This is a genomic window from Pigmentiphaga sp. NML080357 (genome assembly GCF_002188465.1).
Lineage (GTDB): Bacteria > Pseudomonadota > Gammaproteobacteria > Burkholderiales > Burkholderiaceae_B > Pigmentiphaga.
The window spans coordinates 1-19,918 of sequence record NZ_NINW01000038.1; the positions used below are offsets into that span (position 1 = coordinate 1).

General features: G+C 67.5%; 16 protein-coding genes and 1 pseudogene. 3 read left to right on the forward strand and 14 right to left on the reverse strand.

Going from position 1 to position 19,918, the window contains the following annotated elements; all coding sequences use genetic code 11:
• Nucleotides 1–66 precede the first annotated feature (66 nt).
• Together folK and CDO44_RS17015 are read left to right on the forward strand one after the other, a co-directional pair.
• Complete coding sequence (folK, locus tag CDO44_RS17010; protein ID WP_087781476.1) at nucleotides 67–558, forward strand: 2-amino-4-hydroxy-6-hydroxymethyldihydropteridine diphosphokinase; 492 nt, start codon at nucleotides 67–69, stop codon at nucleotides 556–558.
• A gap of 131 nt (nucleotides 559–689) precedes the next feature.
• Nucleotides 690–1,307 (forward strand): LON peptidase substrate-binding domain-containing protein, encoded by a 618-nt coding sequence (locus CDO44_RS17015; protein ID WP_087781477.1) that lies wholly within the window; start codon nucleotides 690–692, stop codon nucleotides 1,305–1,307.
• 13 nt (nucleotides 1,308–1,320) lie between these two features.
• On the opposite strand, the gene CDO44_RS17020 is transcribed toward CDO44_RS17015, so the two are convergent.
• From CDO44_RS17020 to CDO44_RS17050, 7 genes are all read right to left on the reverse strand, one after another.
• Nucleotides 1,321–1,944 carry a GNAT family N-acetyltransferase gene (locus CDO44_RS17020; RefSeq protein ID WP_087781478.1) on the reverse strand — a complete coding sequence of 208 codons (624 nt, stop codon included), beginning with the start codon at nucleotides 1,942–1,944 and terminating at the stop codon, nucleotides 1,321–1,323.
• Nucleotides 1,945–2,034: 90 nt separating this feature from the next.
• On the reverse strand, nucleotides 2,035–2,997 hold the full coding sequence (locus CDO44_RS17025) for a D-2-hydroxyacid dehydrogenase family protein (RefSeq protein ID WP_087781479.1): 963 nt from the start codon (nucleotides 2,995–2,997) through the stop codon (nucleotides 2,035–2,037).
• The gene (locus tag CDO44_RS17030; protein ID WP_087781480.1) at nucleotides 2,994–4,358 is read right to left on the reverse strand and encodes a CapA family protein; all 1,365 of its coding nucleotides are present in this window, start codon (nucleotides 4,356–4,358) and stop codon (nucleotides 2,994–2,996) included. The genes CDO44_RS17025 and CDO44_RS17030 overlap by 4 nt, the downstream gene beginning before the upstream one ends.
• Nucleotides 4,359–4,370: 12 nt before the next feature.
• Nucleotides 4,371–5,420 carry a TauD/TfdA family dioxygenase gene (locus tag CDO44_RS17035; RefSeq protein WP_087781481.1) on the reverse strand — a complete coding sequence of 350 codons (1,050 nt, stop codon included), beginning with the start codon at nucleotides 5,418–5,420 and terminating at the stop codon, nucleotides 4,371–4,373.
• Nucleotides 5,421–5,444: 24 nt separating this feature from the next.
• The gene (locus CDO44_RS17040) at nucleotides 5,445–6,413 is read right to left on the reverse strand and encodes a tripartite tricarboxylate transporter substrate binding protein (RefSeq protein WP_158213318.1); all 969 of its coding nucleotides are present in this window, start codon (nucleotides 6,411–6,413) and stop codon (nucleotides 5,445–5,447) included.
• A 58-nt stretch (nucleotides 6,414–6,471) separates the two neighbouring features.
• Nucleotides 6,472–7,548, reverse strand: coding sequence for an aminopeptidase P family N-terminal domain-containing protein (locus CDO44_RS17045; RefSeq protein WP_087781483.1), 1,077 nt, complete (start codon nucleotides 7,546–7,548; stop codon nucleotides 6,472–6,474).
• Nucleotides 7,549–7,582: 34 nt separating this feature from the next.
• Nucleotides 7,583–8,692 (reverse strand): Xaa-Pro peptidase family protein, encoded by a 1,110-nt coding sequence (locus tag CDO44_RS17050; protein ID WP_087781484.1) that lies wholly within the window; start codon nucleotides 8,690–8,692, stop codon nucleotides 7,583–7,585.
• 155 nt (nucleotides 8,693–8,847) lie between these two features.
• Between CDO44_RS17050 and CDO44_RS17055 the strand changes: the two are divergent.
• Nucleotides 8,848–9,735: pseudogene (locus CDO44_RS17055) on the forward strand (LysR family transcriptional regulator); the annotation flags it as partial.
• Nucleotides 9,736–9,775: 40 nt separating this feature from the next.
• Here CDO44_RS17055 and CDO44_RS28135 read toward each other — a convergent pair.
• The 7 genes from CDO44_RS28135 to parE all read right to left on the reverse strand — a co-directional run bounded on the left by CDO44_RS28135 (nucleotide 9,776) and on the right by parE (nucleotide 19,722).
• Entirely contained in the window at nucleotides 9,776–10,285 is a 510-nt protein-coding gene (locus tag CDO44_RS28135; protein WP_233146237.1) for a DNA-deoxyinosine glycosylase, read from the reverse strand.
• Nucleotides 10,282–11,091 carry a spermidine synthase gene (locus CDO44_RS17065; protein WP_087781487.1) on the reverse strand — a complete coding sequence of 270 codons (810 nt, stop codon included), beginning with the start codon at nucleotides 11,089–11,091 and terminating at the stop codon, nucleotides 10,282–10,284. The genes CDO44_RS28135 and CDO44_RS17065 overlap by 4 nt, the downstream gene beginning before the upstream one ends.
• Nucleotides 11,088–12,992, reverse strand: coding sequence for a molecular chaperone HtpG (gene htpG, locus CDO44_RS17070; RefSeq protein ID WP_087781488.1), 1,905 nt, complete (start codon nucleotides 12,990–12,992; stop codon nucleotides 11,088–11,090). Before htpG ends, CDO44_RS17065 begins: the two co-directional genes overlap by 4 nt.
• A gap of 499 nt (nucleotides 12,993–13,491) precedes the next feature.
• Complete coding sequence (locus CDO44_RS17075) at nucleotides 13,492–14,055, reverse strand: HNH endonuclease (protein WP_369824690.1); 564 nt, start codon at nucleotides 14,053–14,055, stop codon at nucleotides 13,492–13,494.
• Nucleotides 14,056–14,362: 307 nt separating this feature from the next.
• Entirely contained in the window at nucleotides 14,363–15,451 is a 1,089-nt protein-coding gene (locus CDO44_RS17080; RefSeq protein ID WP_233146238.1) for an MBL fold metallo-hydrolase, read from the reverse strand.
• Between the two features lie 3 nt (nucleotides 15,452–15,454).
• Nucleotides 15,455–17,764 (reverse strand): DNA topoisomerase IV subunit A, encoded by a 2,310-nt coding sequence (parC, locus tag CDO44_RS17085; protein WP_087781489.1) that lies wholly within the window; start codon nucleotides 17,762–17,764, stop codon nucleotides 15,455–15,457.
• On the reverse strand, nucleotides 17,764–19,722 hold the full coding sequence (gene parE, locus CDO44_RS17090) for a DNA topoisomerase IV subunit B (protein WP_087781490.1): 1,959 nt from the start codon (nucleotides 19,720–19,722) through the stop codon (nucleotides 17,764–17,766). Before parE ends, parC begins: the two co-directional genes overlap by 1 nt.
• Nucleotides 19,723–19,918: the final 196 nt, after the last annotated feature.

The following is a 19,918-nucleotide window of genomic DNA, read 5'->3' on the forward strand; positions in this document are numbered from 1 at the left end:
CAGCGGCCGCTCGCGCCACGGCGGCCCCGCCGAGGGCGGCCCGGAAGGCGGCACCCCGGTAGCCGGATGAACGCGTCCGCCTGGCAGGTGGCCTGGGTGGGACTGGGCGCCAACCTGGGCGATCCGGCCGCCACCCTGCGCGAGGCCCTGGCCGCGCTGGCCGCCCATCCCGAGGTGCGGCAGGACGCGCTCTCGCGCTTCTACCGCACCGGGCCGATCGACTCCAGCGGCCCGGACTACGTCAATGCCGTAGTGCGCCTGCGCACCACGCTGCCCCCCATGGGGCTGCTGGACCTGCTGCAGGACATCGAACAGCGCCACGGCCGCGAACGCCCCTATCGCAACGCTCCCCGCACGCTGGACCTGGACCTGTTGCTGTACGACGGCCAGCGCCTGGACTCACCCCGGCTGACCCTGCCCCATCCCCGCATGCACCAGCGCGCCTTCGTGCTGCGCCCCCTTGCCGACATCGATCCCGGCATGGTGTTGCCGCAGGGCCGGATCGACGACCTGCTGCGGGCGTGCGCCGACCAGGACGTCGTCCCGCTGGCGGACTAGCGCCTGTTCGCCCTGAAAGCAGCCTCACAAGGCTGCAACGCTTTTTTACCGCCTTTCCGCGCCACCGCCGCCCGCGTGGCCGCCGGGACGCGCTATTCTGGCGTCAAGGGCAACCACCCGACATTCCCGCCATGATTTCGACGCCGCTCTTCCCCCTCAGCCGGGCGCTCTATCCAGAGGGCATCCTGCACCTGCGCATCTTCGAGATACGCTACCTCGACATGATCAAGCAGTGCATCGCCGAGCAGAGTGAATTCGGGGTCGTGCCGCTCCTGGCCGGCAACGAAGTCCGCACGCCGGAAGGCAAGGAGGTCCTGGCCGACTTCGGCACCATGGCGAAGATCGAGCAATGGCAGGCCCCCATGCCGGGCCTCCTGCAGTTGCGCTGCGTGGGAACGACGCGCTTTCGCCTGGCATCCAGCGAACAGCGCAAATACGGGCTGTGGGTGGGGCAGATCGAGCCGCAGGCCGAGGACCCGGCGATTCCCGTGCCGGACTCCCTGCAACCAAGCGCCAACACGCTGGGACGCCTGATTGCCGACATGCAGCATGAACGGGTTCCGACGGCCGAGATGCCGATCGCGCCGCCGTTCCGCCTGGACGAATGCGGCTGGGTCGCCAACCGCTGGGCCGAGTTGCTGCCGCTGCTTCCTCCCCAGCAGCGGCACCTGCTGGCCGACGGCGACCCGCAGAGCCGGCTGGGCCAGATCCAGGACATCCTGAGGCGCCGCAAACTGCTGGTGGAGTGAGCTTCCCCGGGGCTCAGCCCGCCGCCAGCTCCATGGCGGGCTCGACGCCCCGCTGACGCATCGCGGCTTCGAGCCTCGCGCGCACCTGCGGCCATTCCTCGTCGACGATGCTGTACATGGCCGAATGCCGCCTGCGCCCATCGGGCATGATGCGGTCATTGCGCAAGATGCCTTCCAGCCGGGCACCCAGCCGTTCGATGGCGCGGCGGGACTGCTGGTTCAGCTCATCGGTCTGCAACTGCACGCGCTGGCAACCCTGCCCTTCGAACGCGTGGCGCAGCATGAGGTACTTGGCCTCGGTATTGACGAAGGTCCGCTGCCATGAACCGCCTATCCAGGTGTAGCCGATTTCCCGCTTGCGATGCGCGGGTTCGATGCGGCAGTAGCGGGTCGAACCGACCACCCGGCCATCCTCGCGCAGCGTAGTGGCAAAAGGCATGGATTCGCCGGTGTCGCGGGCACGCAGCGCGGCCTCGATGTACGCCTCGGCCGCGGAGAGCTCGGCGGGGATCTGGGTATAGACGGTGCGCCACGCGTCGCCGTCTCGCGCCGCGGCCACGAGCGCCGCGGCGTCCTCGCGCGCCAGGGGCCGGAGCGCGACCAGGTTGCCGATCAACGAATACTGCGACGCCGCCATGTCCGCCCTTGCGTGAACCCTCGACCCCGCATTGTAGACAGGATGCCGGACCGGGCACTCAGCGGAACCTTCGTCGCCCGGCCTTGCCGTTCACCCTCCACGGACCCCGACGGGCGCGCCCGCCAGGTAGGCCTGCACGCCCGCCACGCTGGCCTGGTAGAAGCCCGCGATCGTCTCTCGCGTCGCATAGCCCAGGTGCGGCGTCAGGACCACGTTGTCCAGACGGGTCAGCGGATGACCGGCCGGCAGCGGCTCGGTCTCGAAAACGTCCAATCCCGCGCCGCCCAGCCGGCCTTGCGCCAGCGCCTCGACCAGCGCCGCCTCGTCCACGATCGGCCCCCGGGCGGTGTTGATCAGCAGCGCATCGCGCTTCATCAGCGCGAGTTCGCGCCGTCCGACCAGATGGCGGGACCGCTCGCTCAGGACCACGTGGATGCTGAGCACGTCCGACTGCTCGAACAGCGCGTCCTTGTCCACGCGCTGGACGCGGAAGGCGGCCGCCGCCTCGTCGGTCAGGTTGGGACTCCAGGCCACGACCCGCATGCCGAAGACCTGGCCGATGGCGGCCATGCGCTGGCCCACCCGCCCTAGCCCGAGCAGCCCCAGGGTCTTGCCATCCAGCAGCATCCCGGCAGTACGCTGCCAGGCCCCCTCGCGCACGCCGCGATCCTCGTAGGCGATGTGGCGGGCGGTAGCCAGGATCAGCCCCCAGGCCAGTTCGGGCGTCGCGTTGGATCCGTGGACCGCCGAGGACACATGGGACACGACGACGCCGCGCTCGGTCGCCGCCTGCAGGTCCAGCGTACGATGCGCCTTGCCCGTCACGGTCATGAACTCGAGGTTGGGCAGCCGCTCCAGCAGCGCGCGCGGCATGGGCGTGCGTTCACGCAGGTGGCACAGGATGTGATAGGGCTCGAGCACGGCCGCCGCCTCGTCCGGCACCTGCAGCTTGCGGTCGATCACGTCGATGCGGCACTGCCCTTCCAGCACCGACCAGTCGGCCGAACGCAGCGCCAGGTGCAGGTAGTCGTCCAGGATGGCCAGGCGCTTCATGGCAGGCGCAGGACGCCCACGTCCCCCTCGATGTCCAGGCGGGTGCCGAAGGGGCGGGACAGCCGGGCGACGCGGTCCAGGATGCGCCGTGCGTCGTTCCCTCTGGCCAGCATGGGCCGGCCGCGTTGGCCTCGTGGCCGGCCGAACCCCATGTCGACGGGGTACAGGGTGACCGACACCAGCTTCCCGGCATCGAACTGGCAGGTGGCCAGGCAGCCTTCCCAGAACTCGCGCGTGGCCGGGAAACCCCGGCTGTCGTTGCCGGTGCGCGCGTCCAGGAACTCGGACGGCGTGGCGGCGGCGTCCAGGCCGAAGCGGTCATAGGCCTCGGCGGGGAAAGCGTTGATGGTCTCGTTCTGAAAAATGAAGTTGCCCAGGCTGTGGAAGATCGGCGCGCCCTTGTAGATATCGATGCCCATCGTCAGGTGCGGACCATGGCCCGCCACCACGTGCGCGCCGGCGTCCACGGCCGCACGGGCGAACTCGATGGCGAACTGCGCGGATTCCTCCAATTCCACGTCGGTGGCCGCGGTGCGCCGGCCGGCGCTGCCGAACTCGTGACAGTGGAACGAAAACACCACCCAGTCCGCCTGCTTGCGCGCCTCGCGGATGAAGCGCAGGTTGGCCTCGGCGTCCCTGGCGTCGACCTTGGTCGACATGGCGAAGCCCTTGCCGCGGCGAAACTTGGCGCCCAGAAACGCCACGCTGTCGTCGTCGTTCTTCGGCACCTCGTGCGGCGCGTAGAACTGCGAGCGATGCCGCACCTGCTCCTGCGCCAGGCCCAGTTCCTCGCTGATGCGCCGCAGCGTCGCCAGCGATTCGTCGTCCACCGTATAGGACGTGGAGAACCCCAGGGGATTGATGCCCGGGCGGCCGGCGCTGTCCGAGCGCGCGTCGGCCGCGCGGTTCCAGGGCCGGAAGAACGACGTGGCCGAGACCAGGCCGACACGGCCGGCATTCGTGTCCAGGTAACCCGGCCGGCGCGCCTCGGCCAGCGTGCGGCCCGCGCCGGAGTACGGAATGCCGGCGCGGTCCAGGTGCGCCAGGCTGGCCAGCACGCCCGACACGCCGTAGTCGGTGGCATGGTTGTTGGCGATGGACACGATGTCCATGCCCATCCACTTCAGGTCCTCCAGCAAGGCCGGCGGGGTGCTCATGGGCGTGCCCTGCGTGAAGTTGGGCACGCCTTCGCCGGCCTCGCGTACGGTGGTCTCCAGGTTGCCGAAACTGGCATCGGCGTCCCGCAACAGATCCACCAGCGCCAGGTAGTCGTCTTCGGCGTAGGGCTTCAGGGCCCTGGACAACATCATGTCGCCGACCAACGCCAGCTTGATACGGCCCCGCTCAGCTTCGTACGACATAGGCCCTCCGCCTTACTCGATGCTGCCCACGGTCTCGTAGATCAGCTTGCCCGTGCGCGACGGGAAGCCGCCCCGAACCGCGCCCGCGCGCTGGTCGCGGTAGATGGTGCCGAGGGCCGGGCTCAATGCGCGGCTGTTCGGCACCGACAGCCACATGCGCAGCAGGTGGCGCTTCTTCTCCGGCTCGTCGAAATCCTCGAACGCGGTGCGCGAATGCAGCATCATGTGATTGTTCAGAAATTGCAGGTCGCCCGGCTGGAACATCATCGAGAAATGAAAGTCGGTGCTGCCCGCCAGGCTGTCGAGGAAGTCCAGCGCTTCCTCCTGGATCGGCGTCAGGCGCGGCACGTCGGGAAAGCGCTGGGCAGAACGGATGTGCGTGCGCACGTAGCGGCACGAGAACTTGCCCTCGTGCATCGAGAAGATGGGCTGCTGGTAGTACGGCAGCTGCCCGGGTTCTTCCTGCCCCTGCCAGCTCCAGTAGAAGGGCTGGTACAGGACCTCGAGCAGGTCGGGACGCTGCTTCAGGATCTCGTTGTGGATGGCCTGCGAGCTGGCGATCATGCTCAGGCCGCCGCTGCGGGCAGTACGCAGCACGAACAGCGCCACGACATCGCAGGAATCGGTGTGATAGGTCAGCTTCTGGTTCGAGGTATAGCCCCGGCCCTGCGGGCTGTTGATGTCGATGCCGAGGTTGCGCACGTCGCCCAGGATGTCGCCTTTGGCGCTCTGCGAGACGGCCGTGCCCATGTGCTGGCCGATGCCCCAGTAGATGATGCGCAGGTCGTCCTTGCTGTAGCGCTCGGCCTGGATGCCGCGCAGCAGCTGCAGGCCCAGGCCGTTCTCGATCTGCTCGCGGGTATGGTCTATTACCTTCGACACCGTCGGCAGCGGGAAGTCCTCGCGAGTCATGGTCGAGATGAGCTTGCCTCGTGCGCGCACGTTGCGCAGCGCGGCGTCGATTTCCTCGATCTCGGCGGGGGCGAATTCGTAGATCCAGTCCTTGCTGTCCTTGATTTCAGGGCCGCGCCAGGTGGCCGGTCCCGTGATGGCTGCACGCATGTAAAGCTCCTGAAATGACCGGCGTCAGTCGAGGCTGATGCCGGTCGAATGGATGACCTTGCCCCAGCGGGCCACTTCTTCCTTGATGAAGCGTTCCGCCTCGGCCGGGCTGCTGGCGATCAGGTCGCGCGCGTCCAGGCCCTTGATGTCCTTGCCCGCGCCGTTGACCATCAGTTCCTCTCGTATCGCGGCCGACACCTTGGCGGCGATGTCGGCGGGCGTGCCCGGAGGCGCCACCATGCCGGTCCACGACACCGAGATGAAGCCCGGCATGGTCTCGTTCAGCGTCGGCACGTCCGGCAGCGCGGGATGGCGCTTCTCGCTGCCGATGGCCAGCACGCGCAGCTTGCCCTCGCGGATCTGCGGCAAGGCGGTGGCCAGTCCCTGGAACATCACCTCCACCTGGCCGGCGATCAGGTCCGCATAGGCGGGCGGGCCGCCCTTGTAGGGAATGTGGACCATGTCGATGCCGGTCATCATCTTCAGCAGCTCGCCCGCCAGATGGGGCGTGGACCCCGTGCCGCCCGAGGCGAAGTTGAGCTTGCCAGGGTGAGCCTTGGCATAGGCGATCAGTTCCTGCAGCGTCTTCGCCGGCACCTTGGGATTGACCAGCAGCACGTTCGGATTGGCGGCGATGATCGACACCGGCACGAAGCGGTTGGGGTCGTAGGCGAGCTTCTTGTAGAAGCTCTGGTTGATCGCGATCGCCGTGGGCGGGGAAACCAGGAAGGTGTAGCCGTCGGGCTCGGCGCGGTAGACCGCCTCGCCGCCGATGTTGCCGTTCGCGCCGGAGCGGTTCTCCACCACGACCGGCTGGCCCCATTTCTTCTGGATGCCTTCGCCGGCCAGGCGGGCCAGCGTGTCGGCCGCGCCGCCGGCAGGCACCGGCACGATGATCTTGATCACCCGGTCGGGATAGCCGGCCGCCATCGCGGCACAGGGCAGGACCAGCGATGCGGCCGCCAGCAGCCGTCGCACGATGTGCTTGAACATGAGTGTCGTCTCCTTGTGTGTCGGCGCGTTCATGCGCCACGTTCGTTTTCGGCTGGCGTCAGCCGCCCAGCACCTGTCCGCGCAGCCCGCCGCCGCCCAGCACCAGCGGCGCGCTGTGGTACCAATGGCCGCCGCCATCCAGCGCCGCGTGAGCGGAAAACACCGCCAGGCTGCCCGGCGGCAGATGCACGAATTCCTGCTCGTGGGTGCGGGCCAGCGTCAAGGGCTGCACGCCCACGCACGACTCCAGCGACCAGCGCGACTGGCGGGCCGGCATGGCGGCCAACCCGTCGGCGCCGGTTTCGGCCAGCCGCGACAGGCTTTCGCCGACCCAGGCCTCCACCGCGTCCCAGCCCGCCGGTCGTGCGCCCCGCGCATGGCTGCCGCCCAGGCGGACCCAGTGGCCCTTGTAGGCCACCGACAGCTCCAGCGCATAGGTCGGGCCGAGCGGGAACTCGCCCTCCAGCCGCCGCAAGGCGCCGGCGCGCGAGAGGTCGGGCGCCACGCGATGAAGCACCTCCTCGGCGCCGGCGGCGCGCGCGCTGGCCTCGATGGCGGCCGCGAGTTCCGACGTATTCCGGACATCGCCGGGCACCCCGGCCACGGCGGCCAGGCCGATGGCCAGCGCGCGATTCGCCAGCGCCAGCTCTTCCTTGCCGCAAGGCTGGCGCAGCGCGGTGAACAAAGGCCCGGCATCGACAACCGACGCGGTTCCCCAACCCTTCATCAGAGGCCCGGCTACCGCCGCCGGCAGGCTGTCCAGTCCCACCACGCCGATGCGCGATCCGGACCGCACGCCCTTGCCGGCCAACATCTCCAGCGCGCCCTGCGCGAGCCTGGGCGCGGACACGACCTCGCCCAGGTGCGAGACCTCGCGTATCCAGCCGTGCACGCGCGGCGTAAGCGATGCCAGCAGGATCGGCGCCTCGGCCGGCAGCACCAGGAGCATGGCCTCGCTCCAATAGGGCGTGAAGTTACTCAGCCAATGCACGGCGGCCGGCTCGGCGAACGAGGTATAGACCAGCACCGCCGCCAGGCCATCCCGTTCCATCCCGGCCCGAAGGCGGGCGACACGCTCGTCCAGCACCGAGGCCGGCAGTTCTTCCCGCGACCAGCTCATGAGTCCGCGACGCATAGAACGAATCCTTCTGTGGAATACCGATACCGGATCAGGCCGAGACGGCCGGGGCGCTGCGCAGTTCGCGCGGCGTGCGGGTCAGCACCTTGCAGCCGCCGGCGGTCACGCGCACGGTGTCGCCCAGCACGATGTAGCCGGCCACCGGATGGTAGGTGTTGGGATGGACCACCAGGGTCATGTCGGGCTCCAGCACCAGATCGACATCCTCCAGGACATGTGGGCCGTCGACGTAGAGCCCCATGCCATGGCCGCGCACGCGGGTGTACTTGGAGGTCACGTATTCCCCCAGGCCATGGCGGCGGAATACGTCGTTCTGCGCGCGCGCCACGTCGCCATGGGTATTGCCCGGCTTCACAGCGGCGATGCCGGCCTCCAGCGCGTCCAGGTACACCTGGTAGGCATCGAGCTGCTCGCGCGTGGGATCGCCCAGCACCAGGGTGCGGCAGATCTGCGCGTAGTATCCGTCCAGGCAGGGCGTGAGTTCGGTGGTGACCAGATCGCCCGCGGCCAGGCGGCGTTCGCCCGGCGGGCGCATGGTACGGACTTCCTTGCCGCCCGACCCCATGATCATGAAATTCTCGGGACAGCCCTGGGTCCGCAGCCAGGCCTCGAGCTCGCCCACCAGCTCGAATTCCTTCCTGCCCACCCTGGCGGCCGCGCGAAAGATTTCGTAGCCCTCGTCGGCCAGGCGCACCGCCTCTTCGACCCGGTCCGCCTCGGCGGCGGTCTTGCGCACCATCAGGTCGTCCAGCAGGGCGGTAGACGCCCGCATGCCCGCGCCCGCGGCGCTGCACGCCAGCAGGGCCGGCGTCGAATGCGCGGGCGCCAGGCCGGTGCGTTCGGGCCGCGCGGCATCCAGTGCCTTCCGTACGCGAGCCAGCAGGTCGGCGTGCCACGCCACATTCAAGCCGGGTTGCTCGGCCGCGATTCGCTCGGCCTCGGCCGGCGTCTCGACCATCAGCCAGGCGTCGTTCGCGGTGACGAAGGCCACGGCCTGGCCTTCCATCGGCGTCACGTCCAGCACGTAACGCAGATAGTCGCTGCGCCAGGCATTGCCCGTTACCACCATCAGGTCCAGGCCCGCCTGTTCCATGGCGGCTCGCAAGCGGGCGCCCCGCTCCTGCCCGAGCTTCGTACTCATGCTGTCTCTCCACCGGCCGGGCGGCGGACCGGCCTTTCATGTTCTGGTGCCCACTCCCGCGGGCTCTCGTCATGGCGACAGAATACGTAGGCTAGCTATAGGCAACAAATACAATTTTCTCTACCAGATATCGGAAATATTGATATGCTGGCGCCATGAACCTGCGCGCACTCAAACGCTTCCTGGCGATCGCCGAACTCGGCAGCATCAACAAGGCCGCCACCCACCTGAACGTTTCGCAGCCGTCGCTGACGAAAGACCTGCAAGACCTGGAAGAAGCGCTGGGGGTAGAACTATTCACCCGCAACGCGCGGGGCGTGAGCCTGACCTCTTTCGGCGAAACCATCTATACCCGCGCCAAGCTGGTCGACGCCGAGTTCCGCAAGCTGGAAAGCGAGGCGCGCGCCCTGCGCGACGTCTCGATGGGCGAGGTGAACGTGGGCGTGGTCCCGGGCCTGCTGCAGAACCAGATCCTGCCCAAGGCCACCTTGAACCTGACGCAGCGCGCCCGGCGGCTGACGGTGAACTACCGATTCGGCCATCGCAGCAGCATGCTGGGTCCGCTGCTGCGCGGCGACCTGGATTTCGTCATCGTCGGCATCGAAGACGACGAATACGCCGACGAACTGGTGTCCGAACCGCTCTTTCCCGACCGTACCGCCCTGTTCGTGCGCGCCGACCATCCGATACTGGAAACCTTCGATGGCATCGGCGCCCACCTCGCCGACTACCCTTGGCTGGTGCTGTCGGAATGTTCGCAACTGGAAGTCATGCTCAGGCAGATGATGCGGGCGCAGGGCACGCCCTTCGCCAACAGCGTGATCCGTACCGATTCGTTCTATTTCTTCCGCTCGACGCTGGTGGCGAGCGATTGCATCGGCCTGGCCCGCTACGACTCCGCGCGGCTGGAGAAACATACCGGGAACATCGTGGAACTGCCGCTCCAGCCGGCGGTGCGCAAGAAGCTCTTGAGCACGCACATGATCGGCGTCGCCTACCGGCGCGATACCATGCTGTCGACCGCGAGCAAGGCCTTGATCCAGGAGATTCGCCACCTGACGGACGATTTGCTGCAGCAGGAAATCACGACCGACATGCGAACAGGGGCCGCCATTGCTCCAGCTTCTGCTCGAAGCTATACATCGCTGCCGCCGGCGACGAAGAAGCCAACCGGAACACGCGGTAGCCGTAGTCGGCCAGATGATGGCCCAGCTTCCAGGACAGGCCACCGTTGAAGCCTATGCGTTCGAGCCGCGGCGCGTGTTCCTTCAGGTAGGCGGCAAGCGGATTGACCTCGGCCTTGGTCACGGCGGCATCGAGGCTGCCCTGGCGCCGGCAAGTGGCGACGACGTCCCAGATGCCCACGCGGTGCCGGATGGCAACGCGCAGTCGTTCCTCGTAAGGCATCTGGTGCAGAGCCTCGACATCCAGGCAAGCGCCCAGCAGGCGCCAGAACTGGTTGCGCGGATGGGCATAGTACTGGCCCATGTTCAGCGACGCCACGCCCGGGAAGCTGCCGAGCACCAGCACCGTGGCATCGGGCGCCAGGACCGGCGGAAAGCCGCTGAGCTGGGGCCGGACGGCGGCGCTCACAATCGCCCCAGGCCCGGCACCAGCGAACGCGCCCATCTGCGCGCCGGCAGGCCGTAGCGCTGTTCCACCTCGTCGGCCCGCGCCAGCAGCGTCCTGGCATCGATGCGCAGGGGCGGGCCGGCCAGCGCGATCGCCACGCGATTGCCCTCCTCGATCTCGGGCAGCACCAGTACGCGGCCATCGAATGCCTCGTCGAGATGGCGCCGGTTCAATTCGAAACTCTCGTGCGCGCCGAACAGGTTGACGGTCACCACGCCGGCCTGGTGCGCGTGGGCGCTGACGACCTGGCGGCAGCCCCGGTAGAACGCCACGGAATCGCGCACCGGGCCGCGCGCCTGGTGGTCGTACAAATCCACCATGAGCGCGCGGCAACTGCCGCGATGGGCGATGTCCTGCACCCACTCCCCCGCATCCGCGTGCGTCACGATGAAGCGGTCGCTCTCGGCCGGCAACCGGAAATAGGCGCGGCACGCGGCCGTGACTCGGGGATTCCACTCCACGGCGTGCACCAGGCTGTCCGTATGCTTGAGGCAGAACCGCACCAGCGAGCCGGCGCCCAGGCCCAGCGTGCCGATGGCCTCTTGCCCTTCCGGCGGGTCCAGGAACAGCAGCCACGCCATCATCTGGCGCGTGTATTCGAGCACCAGCGAGAACGGGCTGCGCACTTTCATCGCGCCCTGTATCCAGGGGCTGCCGAAGTGCAGGTAGCGCACGCCCTGCTCTTCGGAGAACGTGGGGTCGTCGAACTCGCTGGGGCCCGCCGCGACAGGCCGGCCCCGCTCGGCAGGACGGCGGCCGCGGCTCAAGACCGGCCCAGGAGCAGGCTGTTCATGCGGCGCACGAAAGCCGCCGGGTCCTCGAGCGTCGCTCCTTCGGCCAGCAGGGCCTGGTCCAGCAGCAGCTTGGCCCATTGTTCGAAGTCGGCGTCCCCGGCTTCTTTGATGCGTTCGATCAATGCGTGATGCGGATTGACCTCGAGGATGGGCCGCGACTCCGGCGCGGCCTGCCCCGCCGCCTTGAGCAGTCGCTGCAGGTGCTGGCTCATATCCTGGCTGTCGACCACCACGCAAGCGGGCGAATCGACCAGGCGGAAGGTCACGCGCACTTCCTTGACCGCATCGCCCAGCGCGTTCTTCAGTCGCTCGACCACCGGCTTGAAGGCCTCGGAGACTTCCTCCTGCTGCTTCTTCTCTTCCTCGTCGGCCATTGCGCCGAGGTCCAGCCCGCCCTTGGCGATGGACGCCAGGGGCTTGCCGTCGAATTCGCGGACGAAAGAGAGCATCCATTCGTCGACACGGTCGCTCAAGAGCAGCACCTCGATGCCTTTCTTGCGGAAGATTTCCAGGTGCGGGCTGCTGCTGGCGGCGGCGAACGTCTCGGCCGTCACGTAATAGATCTTGTCCTGCCCTTCCTTCATGCGCGACACGTAGTCGGCCAGGGAGACGGCCTGGTCGGCGACGCCCTCGTGGGTCGACGCAAAGCGCAACAGCTTGAGGATGCGCTCCATGTTGGCTGCGTCCTCGCCCACGCCTTCCTTGAGCACCTGGCCGAATTCGTTCCAGAAGGCCGCATAGTCTTCCTTGCGGTTCTCGGCCAGGTCTTCCAGCAGGCTCAGCACGCGCTTGGCGCTGCCCTCGCGGATCGCGCGCACGTCGCGGCTTTCCTGCAGGATCTCGCGCGACACGTTCAGCGGCAGGTCGGCCGAATCGATCACGCCCCGCACGAAACGCAGGTAGGCCGGCAGCAATTGCTCGGCATCGTCCATGATGAAGACGCGCTTGACGTACAGCTTCACCCCGTGCTTTTTGGTCCGGTCCCACAAGTCGAACGGCGCACGCCTGGGCACGTACAGCAACTGGGTATATTCGCTGCGGCCCTCGACCCGGTTGTGGGTCCAGGCCAGCGGCGCCTCGAAATCGTGCGCCACGTGCTTGTAGAACTCGACGTATTGCTCGTCGGTAATGTCGGACTTGCTTCGCGTCCACAGGGCGCTCGCCTGGTTGACGGTCTCTTCCTCGTCCTTGGTCACGTACTCCGACTTCTCGGCGTCCCACTCCTCCTTCTTCATCCGGATCGGGATGGAGATGTGATCGGAATAGCGGCGCAGGATGTCGCGCAGCTTCCACGACGACAGGAATTCGTCTTCCCCTTCGCGCAGCGTCAGGATGATGTCCGTGCCGCGCCCCGCCTTCTCGGCCGCGGAGATCGTGAATTCCCCGTCGCCGGCCGACTCCCAGCGGATCGCCTGATCGGCCGGCACCCCGGCACGGCGGCTGATGACCGTGACGTTCCTGGCGACGATGAACGACGAATAGAATCCCACCCCGAACTGGCCGATCAGCTGCGCATCCTTCTGCTTGTCGCCGGTCAGTTGCTGGAAGAATTCGCGGGTACCCGAACGGGCGATGGTCCCGAGGTTGGCGATGGCCTCGTCCCGGGTCATGCCTATCCCGTTGTCGGAAATCGTGATGGTGCGCGCGGCCTTGTCGTACCCCACGTGTATCGCCAACTCCCCGCCGCCTTCCAGCAGCTCGGGCCGGTCGATGGCCTCGAAGCGCAGCTTGTCGCAGGCGTCGGATGCATTGGAGACGAGCTCGCGCAGGAAGATTTCCTTGTTGCTGTACAGCGAATGGATCATCAAGTGCAGCAACTGCTTGACTTCGGTCTGGAAGCCCAGGGTCTCGGAGGTGTGTGCGGTCTGGCTCATGGCAATGGGAAGGCCTCCTGCCCCGCCCCGGAGGACAAACCGCGGCCCGGCAGAACCGGCCACGCGGCGCCCGCCAGGGGCGGCGCAGAAAATGGCACTGTGATGAAAACGGAAGTTCTTGCTAGCGGACAAAACGCCCTGGCGCCCAAGTGGGGATGCCATGGCATTTTTCAAGTGTAGGCGATAAGGGGAGACCACCCCCTACGCCCTTCGGGCGCCCCCTCAAGGGGGCGGCGCTGGAAGGAGAGGCCACCCCACGCGGCTTACGCCGCGCCCCTCAAGGGGCGGCGCTGGCGGACCGGCAAAGCCGGATCCGCGGCGCCCTGGGTCTAGTGAGAATTTCTTAAGTTGTCACACCGCTGCTACCGCTGGCAGCCAGCGAAGCACCAGCGCCACACTTCAAGAAAGCGGCCCTAGACCCAGGATGCGGCGGATCTGGCTTTGCCTGTCCGCTCGCATCGCCCCCTGGGGGGCGCGCGTCAGCGCGTAGGGGGGGCCTCTACCCCGCCAACCGGCTCGTAGTCGGGACGCCGGCCATGAGGAACTCCATCTGGTCGGCCAGGATGCGGCGATTGCGCAGGATCATGCCTTCCCAGCGATTGGGCCGGTACGGCAGGTAGAGCAGCGGCATGCCGGCCTGTTCGGGCGTACGGTTGCCCTTGCGCTGGTTGCACGAGCGACACGCCGTGACGACGTTCTCCCAGGTGTTGGCGCCGCCGCGGGACTCGGGCCGGACGTGTTCGATCGTCAGTTCGGCCTCGGGAAAACAGCCGCCGCAATAGCCGCAGATATGTTTGTCGCGCGCGAACAATCGTTCGCGGCTGATGCTGATGGACGCCGAGCGGTCGCCCCGGAACTCGCGGCCGCGCACGGCGATGATGCTGGCGGTGCTGACCGTGGAGACGAGCCCGGTCAACCGACTGGTGCCGCCCCGATAGGTGACGGTGTTCTCCCCCAGTTCCCAAGCCACCCGGCCCGCGACATGCAGGCAGATGGCCTTTTCGATATCCACCCAGTGCACCGGCGTGCCGGCGACATCGAGCGCGAGAACCAGATGAGCCACAGTTTTCTCCTATGTGGATTGCCTATCGCTATCTTTCACTGGGTTTTTATACAGCGCATCAATGACCAAATCAAGACAAACGCTGATTCCGCATTACGGGAACCCCTAGCGGGAATTTCCTAAATTGCAACACCGTAGCTACCGCTGTCAGCCAGCGAAGCACCAGCACCCCAGACGGAGAAAATCGTACTAGACCCAGGGCGCTGCGGATCCGGCTTTGCCGGTCCGCCAGCGCCGCCCCCTCGAGGGGGAGCGGCCAAAGGCCGCCAGGGGGTGGGCTCCCCTCGCGCGCCAGCGCGTAGGGGAGTCAATTCCCCGGCGCCCGCACCAGCCACCTCTCGTCGCGCCACACCCGGCTCTCGCCGTGGCGCATGACGAAGAATTCGTCCGGCCCCATCCCGGCGTAGCGCCGGGCACGCGCCAGCTCGCGCGGCGGCTGGTCCAGGGCCTCGTCGGTCAGCTCGAAGGTGCCCCAATGGATGGCCACCGAAGCCTTGGCCCGCAGCTCCTGGTGCGCCTGGACTGCCTCGGTCGGATTCATGTGGTGGCCACGCATGAACCAGCGCGGCGCGTAGCCGCCTATGGGCAGCGCGGCCAGGTCGAAGGGGCCCATGCGCTCGCCGATGGTGGCGATGTCGCGCGAGTACCCGAAATCGCCGCCGAACAGAAAGTTGAAGGCCGGCTCGCGGGTCTGGACGGCCCAGGCGCCCCATAGCGTCGCGCTGCGGTCGAATGGCGTGCGCGCGCTCCAGTGCTGGACCGGCAGCAGGGTCAGGATCGCGTCGCCCACGATGGTCTGGCCCCACCAGTCCAGGGGCCTCAGGTCGGTGGCCTCGGGCACGTTCTGGCGGAACCAGACGTCCACGCCCAGCGGCACCATGAAGACCGGCGGACCGCCGCGCTGCGCCGCCAGCGCCTTGACCGAATCGAGGTCCAGGTGATCGTAATGATTGTGGGAAATGACGACCGCGTCGATGTGCGGCAAGTCGGCCAGCGCGATGCCCGGCGGCTGGTGGCGCTTGGGTCCGGCGAAGGTAAACGGCGAGGCCCGCTCCGAAAACATCGGATCGGTCAGCAGGTTGAACCGGCCCAGTTGCACCAGCAGCGTCGAATGTCCGATCCAGCTTACGCGGACTTCGGACGACGGCTCCTTGAGCCACGCCGCGTCGGCCACGACGGGCGCCAGCAGTTCCGTGGGCGCCGGCGGCAGATCCTGCATCCAGCGGTCGAACTGCCAGCGCCAGAAGTCCAGCGTCCCGGGCGTGGAATACGAGTAGAGGTTGCGGAAACCGTGCTCGGTATGATGCGGCTGGGCGGGGTCATAGTACGGGTTGACCGGAGAGCACCCCGACAACGCACCCGCCGCCAAGACCGCCGCCAGCCACTTGCGCATCATGGGCTACAACACAGGCGAAAGCACGGGTTGCTTGGCCTTGGCGTCGAGCAGCCGGCCCTTGCGGGCTCGCTTGCCGACGTAGGCGGCCAACGCTTCGCCGGCGAGGATCTCCTCGTGCGGTTTGTTGCGGTAGATGCCGCTCACGCGCAACCCCGCCGCCCCGACCGGCACGACCTGCGCCAGGCTGTCCTTGGCGTCGACATCCATCAGCGTCGTGCCGCGGCCGCCGGAAGACAGTGCCTTGACCTCGCCCAGGCCGAATACCAGGAAGCGCCCCTTGGCAGACAGCAGCGCGATCGACGCCGCGCCCTCGAATACCGGCACCGGCCGCAGCGGTCGATCGCCTTCGTCGAGCGTCATGAACTGCTTGCCGCCGCGCTGGCGCGTGGCCATGTCGCCCAACCGGGTGACGAAGCCCATGCCGCGCTCCGTGGTCAGCAGCCAACGGCTGTCGGACGCCGCGGCAATCATGTGGAGGATGTGGGTTCCCGCTTCCAGGTCGATGAGCGTGGTCACCGGCACGCCATCGCCGCGCGCCGAGGGCAGCGCGCTGACCGCCACGGAATAGACGCGCCCATTGCTGCCAAGGGCGACCAGCGTATCGGTGGTGCGGCATTCGAAGGCGCCGTAGAGCGCATCGCCTGCCTTGAAGGTGAACAGGCTGGCATCGTGGCCGTGGCCCTGGCGCGCGCGCAGCCAGCCCTTCTGGGACACGATGACGGTGACCGGCTCGTCGATGATCTTGGCCTCGACCGTGGCGCGTTCGGCGGCCTCGATCAGCGTGCGGCGATCGTCGCCGTACTGCTTGGCGTCGGCCTCGATTTCCTTGACGATGAGGCGCTTGAGCGACGACGGGTTGGCCAGCAGCTCTTCCAGCTTGGCCCGCTCGTCCTTCAGGTCCTTCAATTCCTGCTCGATCTTGAAGCCTTCCAGGCGCGCCAGCTGGCGCAGGCGCATCTCGAGGATGTCCTCGGCCTGCCGTTCGGACAGGTTGAAGGCCTGCATCAGCGCGGGCTTGGGCTCGTCCGACTCGCGAATGACCTTGATCACGGCATCCACGTTCAGGTAGACCACCATGCGGCCTTCCAGCACGTGGATGCGGTCCAGCACCTTGTCCAGGCGGTGGCGCGAGCGGCGGGTGACGGTCTGGGTGCGGAAGGCCAGCCATTCGTCGAGGATCTCGCGCATCGATTTCTGGCGCGGCCGGCCGTCGTTGCCCACCGCCACCAGGTTGATGGGCGCGCTGCTTTCCATCGACGTATGGGCCAGCAGCGTATTGACGAACTCCTCGCGATCCACGCGCGAGGTCTTGGGCTCGAACACCAGCCGCACGGCGGCATCCTTGCCCGACTCGTCGCGGACCGCGTCCAGCAGGCTGAGCAGGGCAGCCTTGGTCTGTTGCTGCTCGTTGGTCAGGCTCTTCTTGCCTGCCTTGACCTTGGGATTGGTGAGCTCCTCGATTTCCTCGAGCACCTTCTGGCCGGACGTGGAAGGCGGCAGTTCGGTCACCACCAGCTGCCACTGGCCGCGCGCCATTTCCTCGAACTTCCAGCGCGCGCGCACCTTGATCGAGCCGCGACCGGCGCTGAAGATCTGCGCGATCTCGGGCTGCGGCGTGATGATCTGGCCGCCGCCCGGATAGTCGGGCCCCGGCAGCAGCGCGTAGAGCTCCTCGTCGGCGATCTTCGGATTCTTCAGCAGCGCGACCGCGGCCTGGGCCACTTCGCGCAGGTTATGGGGCGGGATCTCGGTGGCCATGCCCACCGCGATGCCGGAGGCGCCGTTGAGCAGCACCACGGGAAGGCGCGCCGGCAACTGCTTGGGCTCCTGGTAGGAGCCGTCGTAGTTGGGGATGAAATCGACCGTGCCTTCGTCCAGTTCGTCCAGCAGGAGGCGGGCGATGGGGGTGAGCCGCGCCTCGGTGTACCGCATGGCCGCCGCGCCGTCGCCGTCGCGCGAGCCGAAGTTGCCCTGTCCGTCGATGAGCGGATAGCGCAGCGAGAACGACTGCGCCATGCGCACCAGCGCGTCGTAGGCGGCCTGGTCGCCGTGCGGATGGTACTTGCCCAGTACGTCACCCACCACCCGCGCCGACTTCACGGGCTTGGCGTTGGCGCCCAGCCCCATGGCCTGCATCGCGTACAGGATGCGGCGCTGCACCGGCTTCTGGCCGTCGCTCACGTCGGGCAGCGCGCGCCCCTTGACCACCGATACCGCGTAATCCAGATAAGCCTGTTCGGCATAGCGCGCCAGCGTGATCGCGGCGTCGCCGCCCGGCGTCTCGAACAAGCCGGGTTGTCGTTCGTCCGTCATTAAATATCCACCTCGGCCAGATCGCCTTTTTCTTCCAGCCACGAGCGCCGCTGCGCGGCCTCACCCTTGCCCATCAGCATGTCGAACATGCGCGTGGTCTCGTCCGCCCCGAGTTCGCCGTAGGCGACCGGCAGCAGGCGGCGGGTATCGGGGTTCATCGTGGTTTCCCAGAGCTGTTCGGGGCTCATTTCGCCCAGGCCCTTGAAGCGGCTGATGCTCCAGGAGCCCTCGCGCACGCCCTCCTTGCGCAGCTTGTCTTCCACCGCGGTGAGCTCGCCCTGGTCCAGGCAGTAGAGCTTGCGCGGCGGGCGTTTGCCCTGCGCCGGCACGTCCACGCGGAACAGCGGCGGCCGCGCCACGTACACGTGTCCGGCCTCGACCAGCCGGGGGAAATGCCGGTAGAACAGCGTCAGCAGCAATACCTGGATGTGCGAACCGTCCACATCGGCATCGGACAGGATGCAGATGCGGCCGTAGCGCAGGCCGGATAGGTCGGGATCGTCGCCCGGCCCATGCGGATCGACGCCGATCGCCACCGCGATGTCGTGGATCTCGTTGTTGGCGAACAGGCGGTCGCGCTCGACCTCCCAGGCGTTGAGCACCTTGCCGCGCAGCGGCAGGATGGCCTGGAACTCCTTGTCGCGCCCCATCTTGGCCGAACCGCCGGCCGAGTCGCCCTCGACCAGGAATACCTCGGTGCGCGAGGCATCGTTGCTTTCGCAGTCGGTCAGCTTGCCGGGCAGCACCGCCACGCCGGAGCTCTTGCGCTTCTCGACCTTCTGCGTCGCCCGCACGCGCGACTGCGCCTGGCGGATGACCAGCTCGGCCAGCTTCTTCCCGTATTCCACGTGGGAATTGAGCCAGAGCTCCAGCGCCGGCTTGGAGAAGCCTCCCACCAGCCGCACCGCGTCGCGGCTGTTCAGCCTTTCCTTGATCTGCCCCTGGAACTGCGGATCGAGCACCTTGGCCGACAGCACGAAGCTTGCACGGGCGAAGACGTCCTCGGGCAATAGCTTGACGCCCTTGGGGCTGAGGTTGTGCAGCTCGACAAAACTCTTGACCGCGTTGAACAGGCCATCGCGCAGCCCGGCCTCGTGCGTGCCGCCGGCCGGCGTCGGGATCAGGTTGACGTAGGACTCGCGCACCACGTTGCCGTCCTCGGTCCAGGCCACCACCCATTGGGCGCCTTCGCCCTCGGCGAAGTTCTCGTTGTCGGCGCCGGCATACTGCTCGCCTTCGAACAACGGGATCAGCAGCTCGGCGCCGGCCAGGGCCTCGGTCAGGTAGCCGCGCAGCCCCTGTTCGTAGAGCCAGGTCTGGGTCTCGCCCGTCTTCTCGACCCGCAGCGTGACTTTCACGCCGGGCAGCAGCACGGCTTTGCTGCGCAGGAGGCGGGACAGCTCGCCCATCGGAATGGCGCCGCTGTCGAAATACTTGGGATCGGGCCAGCAGCGCACACGGGTGCCGGTCTTCTTGCGGGTGGGCTCGGAAACCTGCGCGAGTTCCTCGACCACGTCGCCATGCTGGAAGACCAGCCGGTGGGCGACGCCGTCGCGCCAGACCGTGACTTCCAGCCGCGATGACAACGCGTTGGTGACCGACACGCCCACGCCGTGCAGGCCGCCGGAAAAGGAATAGGCGCCGCCGCCCTGCTTGTCGAACTTGCCGCCGGCGTGCAGGCGCGTGAAGACCAGCTCGACCACCGGCGCGTTTTCTTCGGGATGCAGGCCGACGGGTATGCCGCGGCCTTCGTCCTCCACCGTCACGCTGCCGTCGGTGTGCAGCGTGACCTGCAGGTGCTTGCCGTAGCCGGCGAGGGCCTCGTCGGCCGAGTTGTCGACGACCTCCTGCACGATGTGCAGGGGGTTTTCGGTTCGGGTGTACATGCCCGGGCGCTGCTTGACGGGTTCCAACCCTTTCAGCACCCGGATGGAAGCTTCGTTGTAGCGAGTGGCCAAGTTATCCCCAGCAACTGTGAAAAATGAAGGCTATTGTACGGATGGAGCGACGATCCATGCCCGCCGGGCCGGACACGTCCGCCTCAGAAGCCGCACAAGGCCATGAGCGCATCCCAGCCGACGACCAGCTCGGGACGCAAATAGCCCAGGAAGGCTACAGCAAGCACGGCGGCAAGCAAAGCGTAGGCCGGCAACG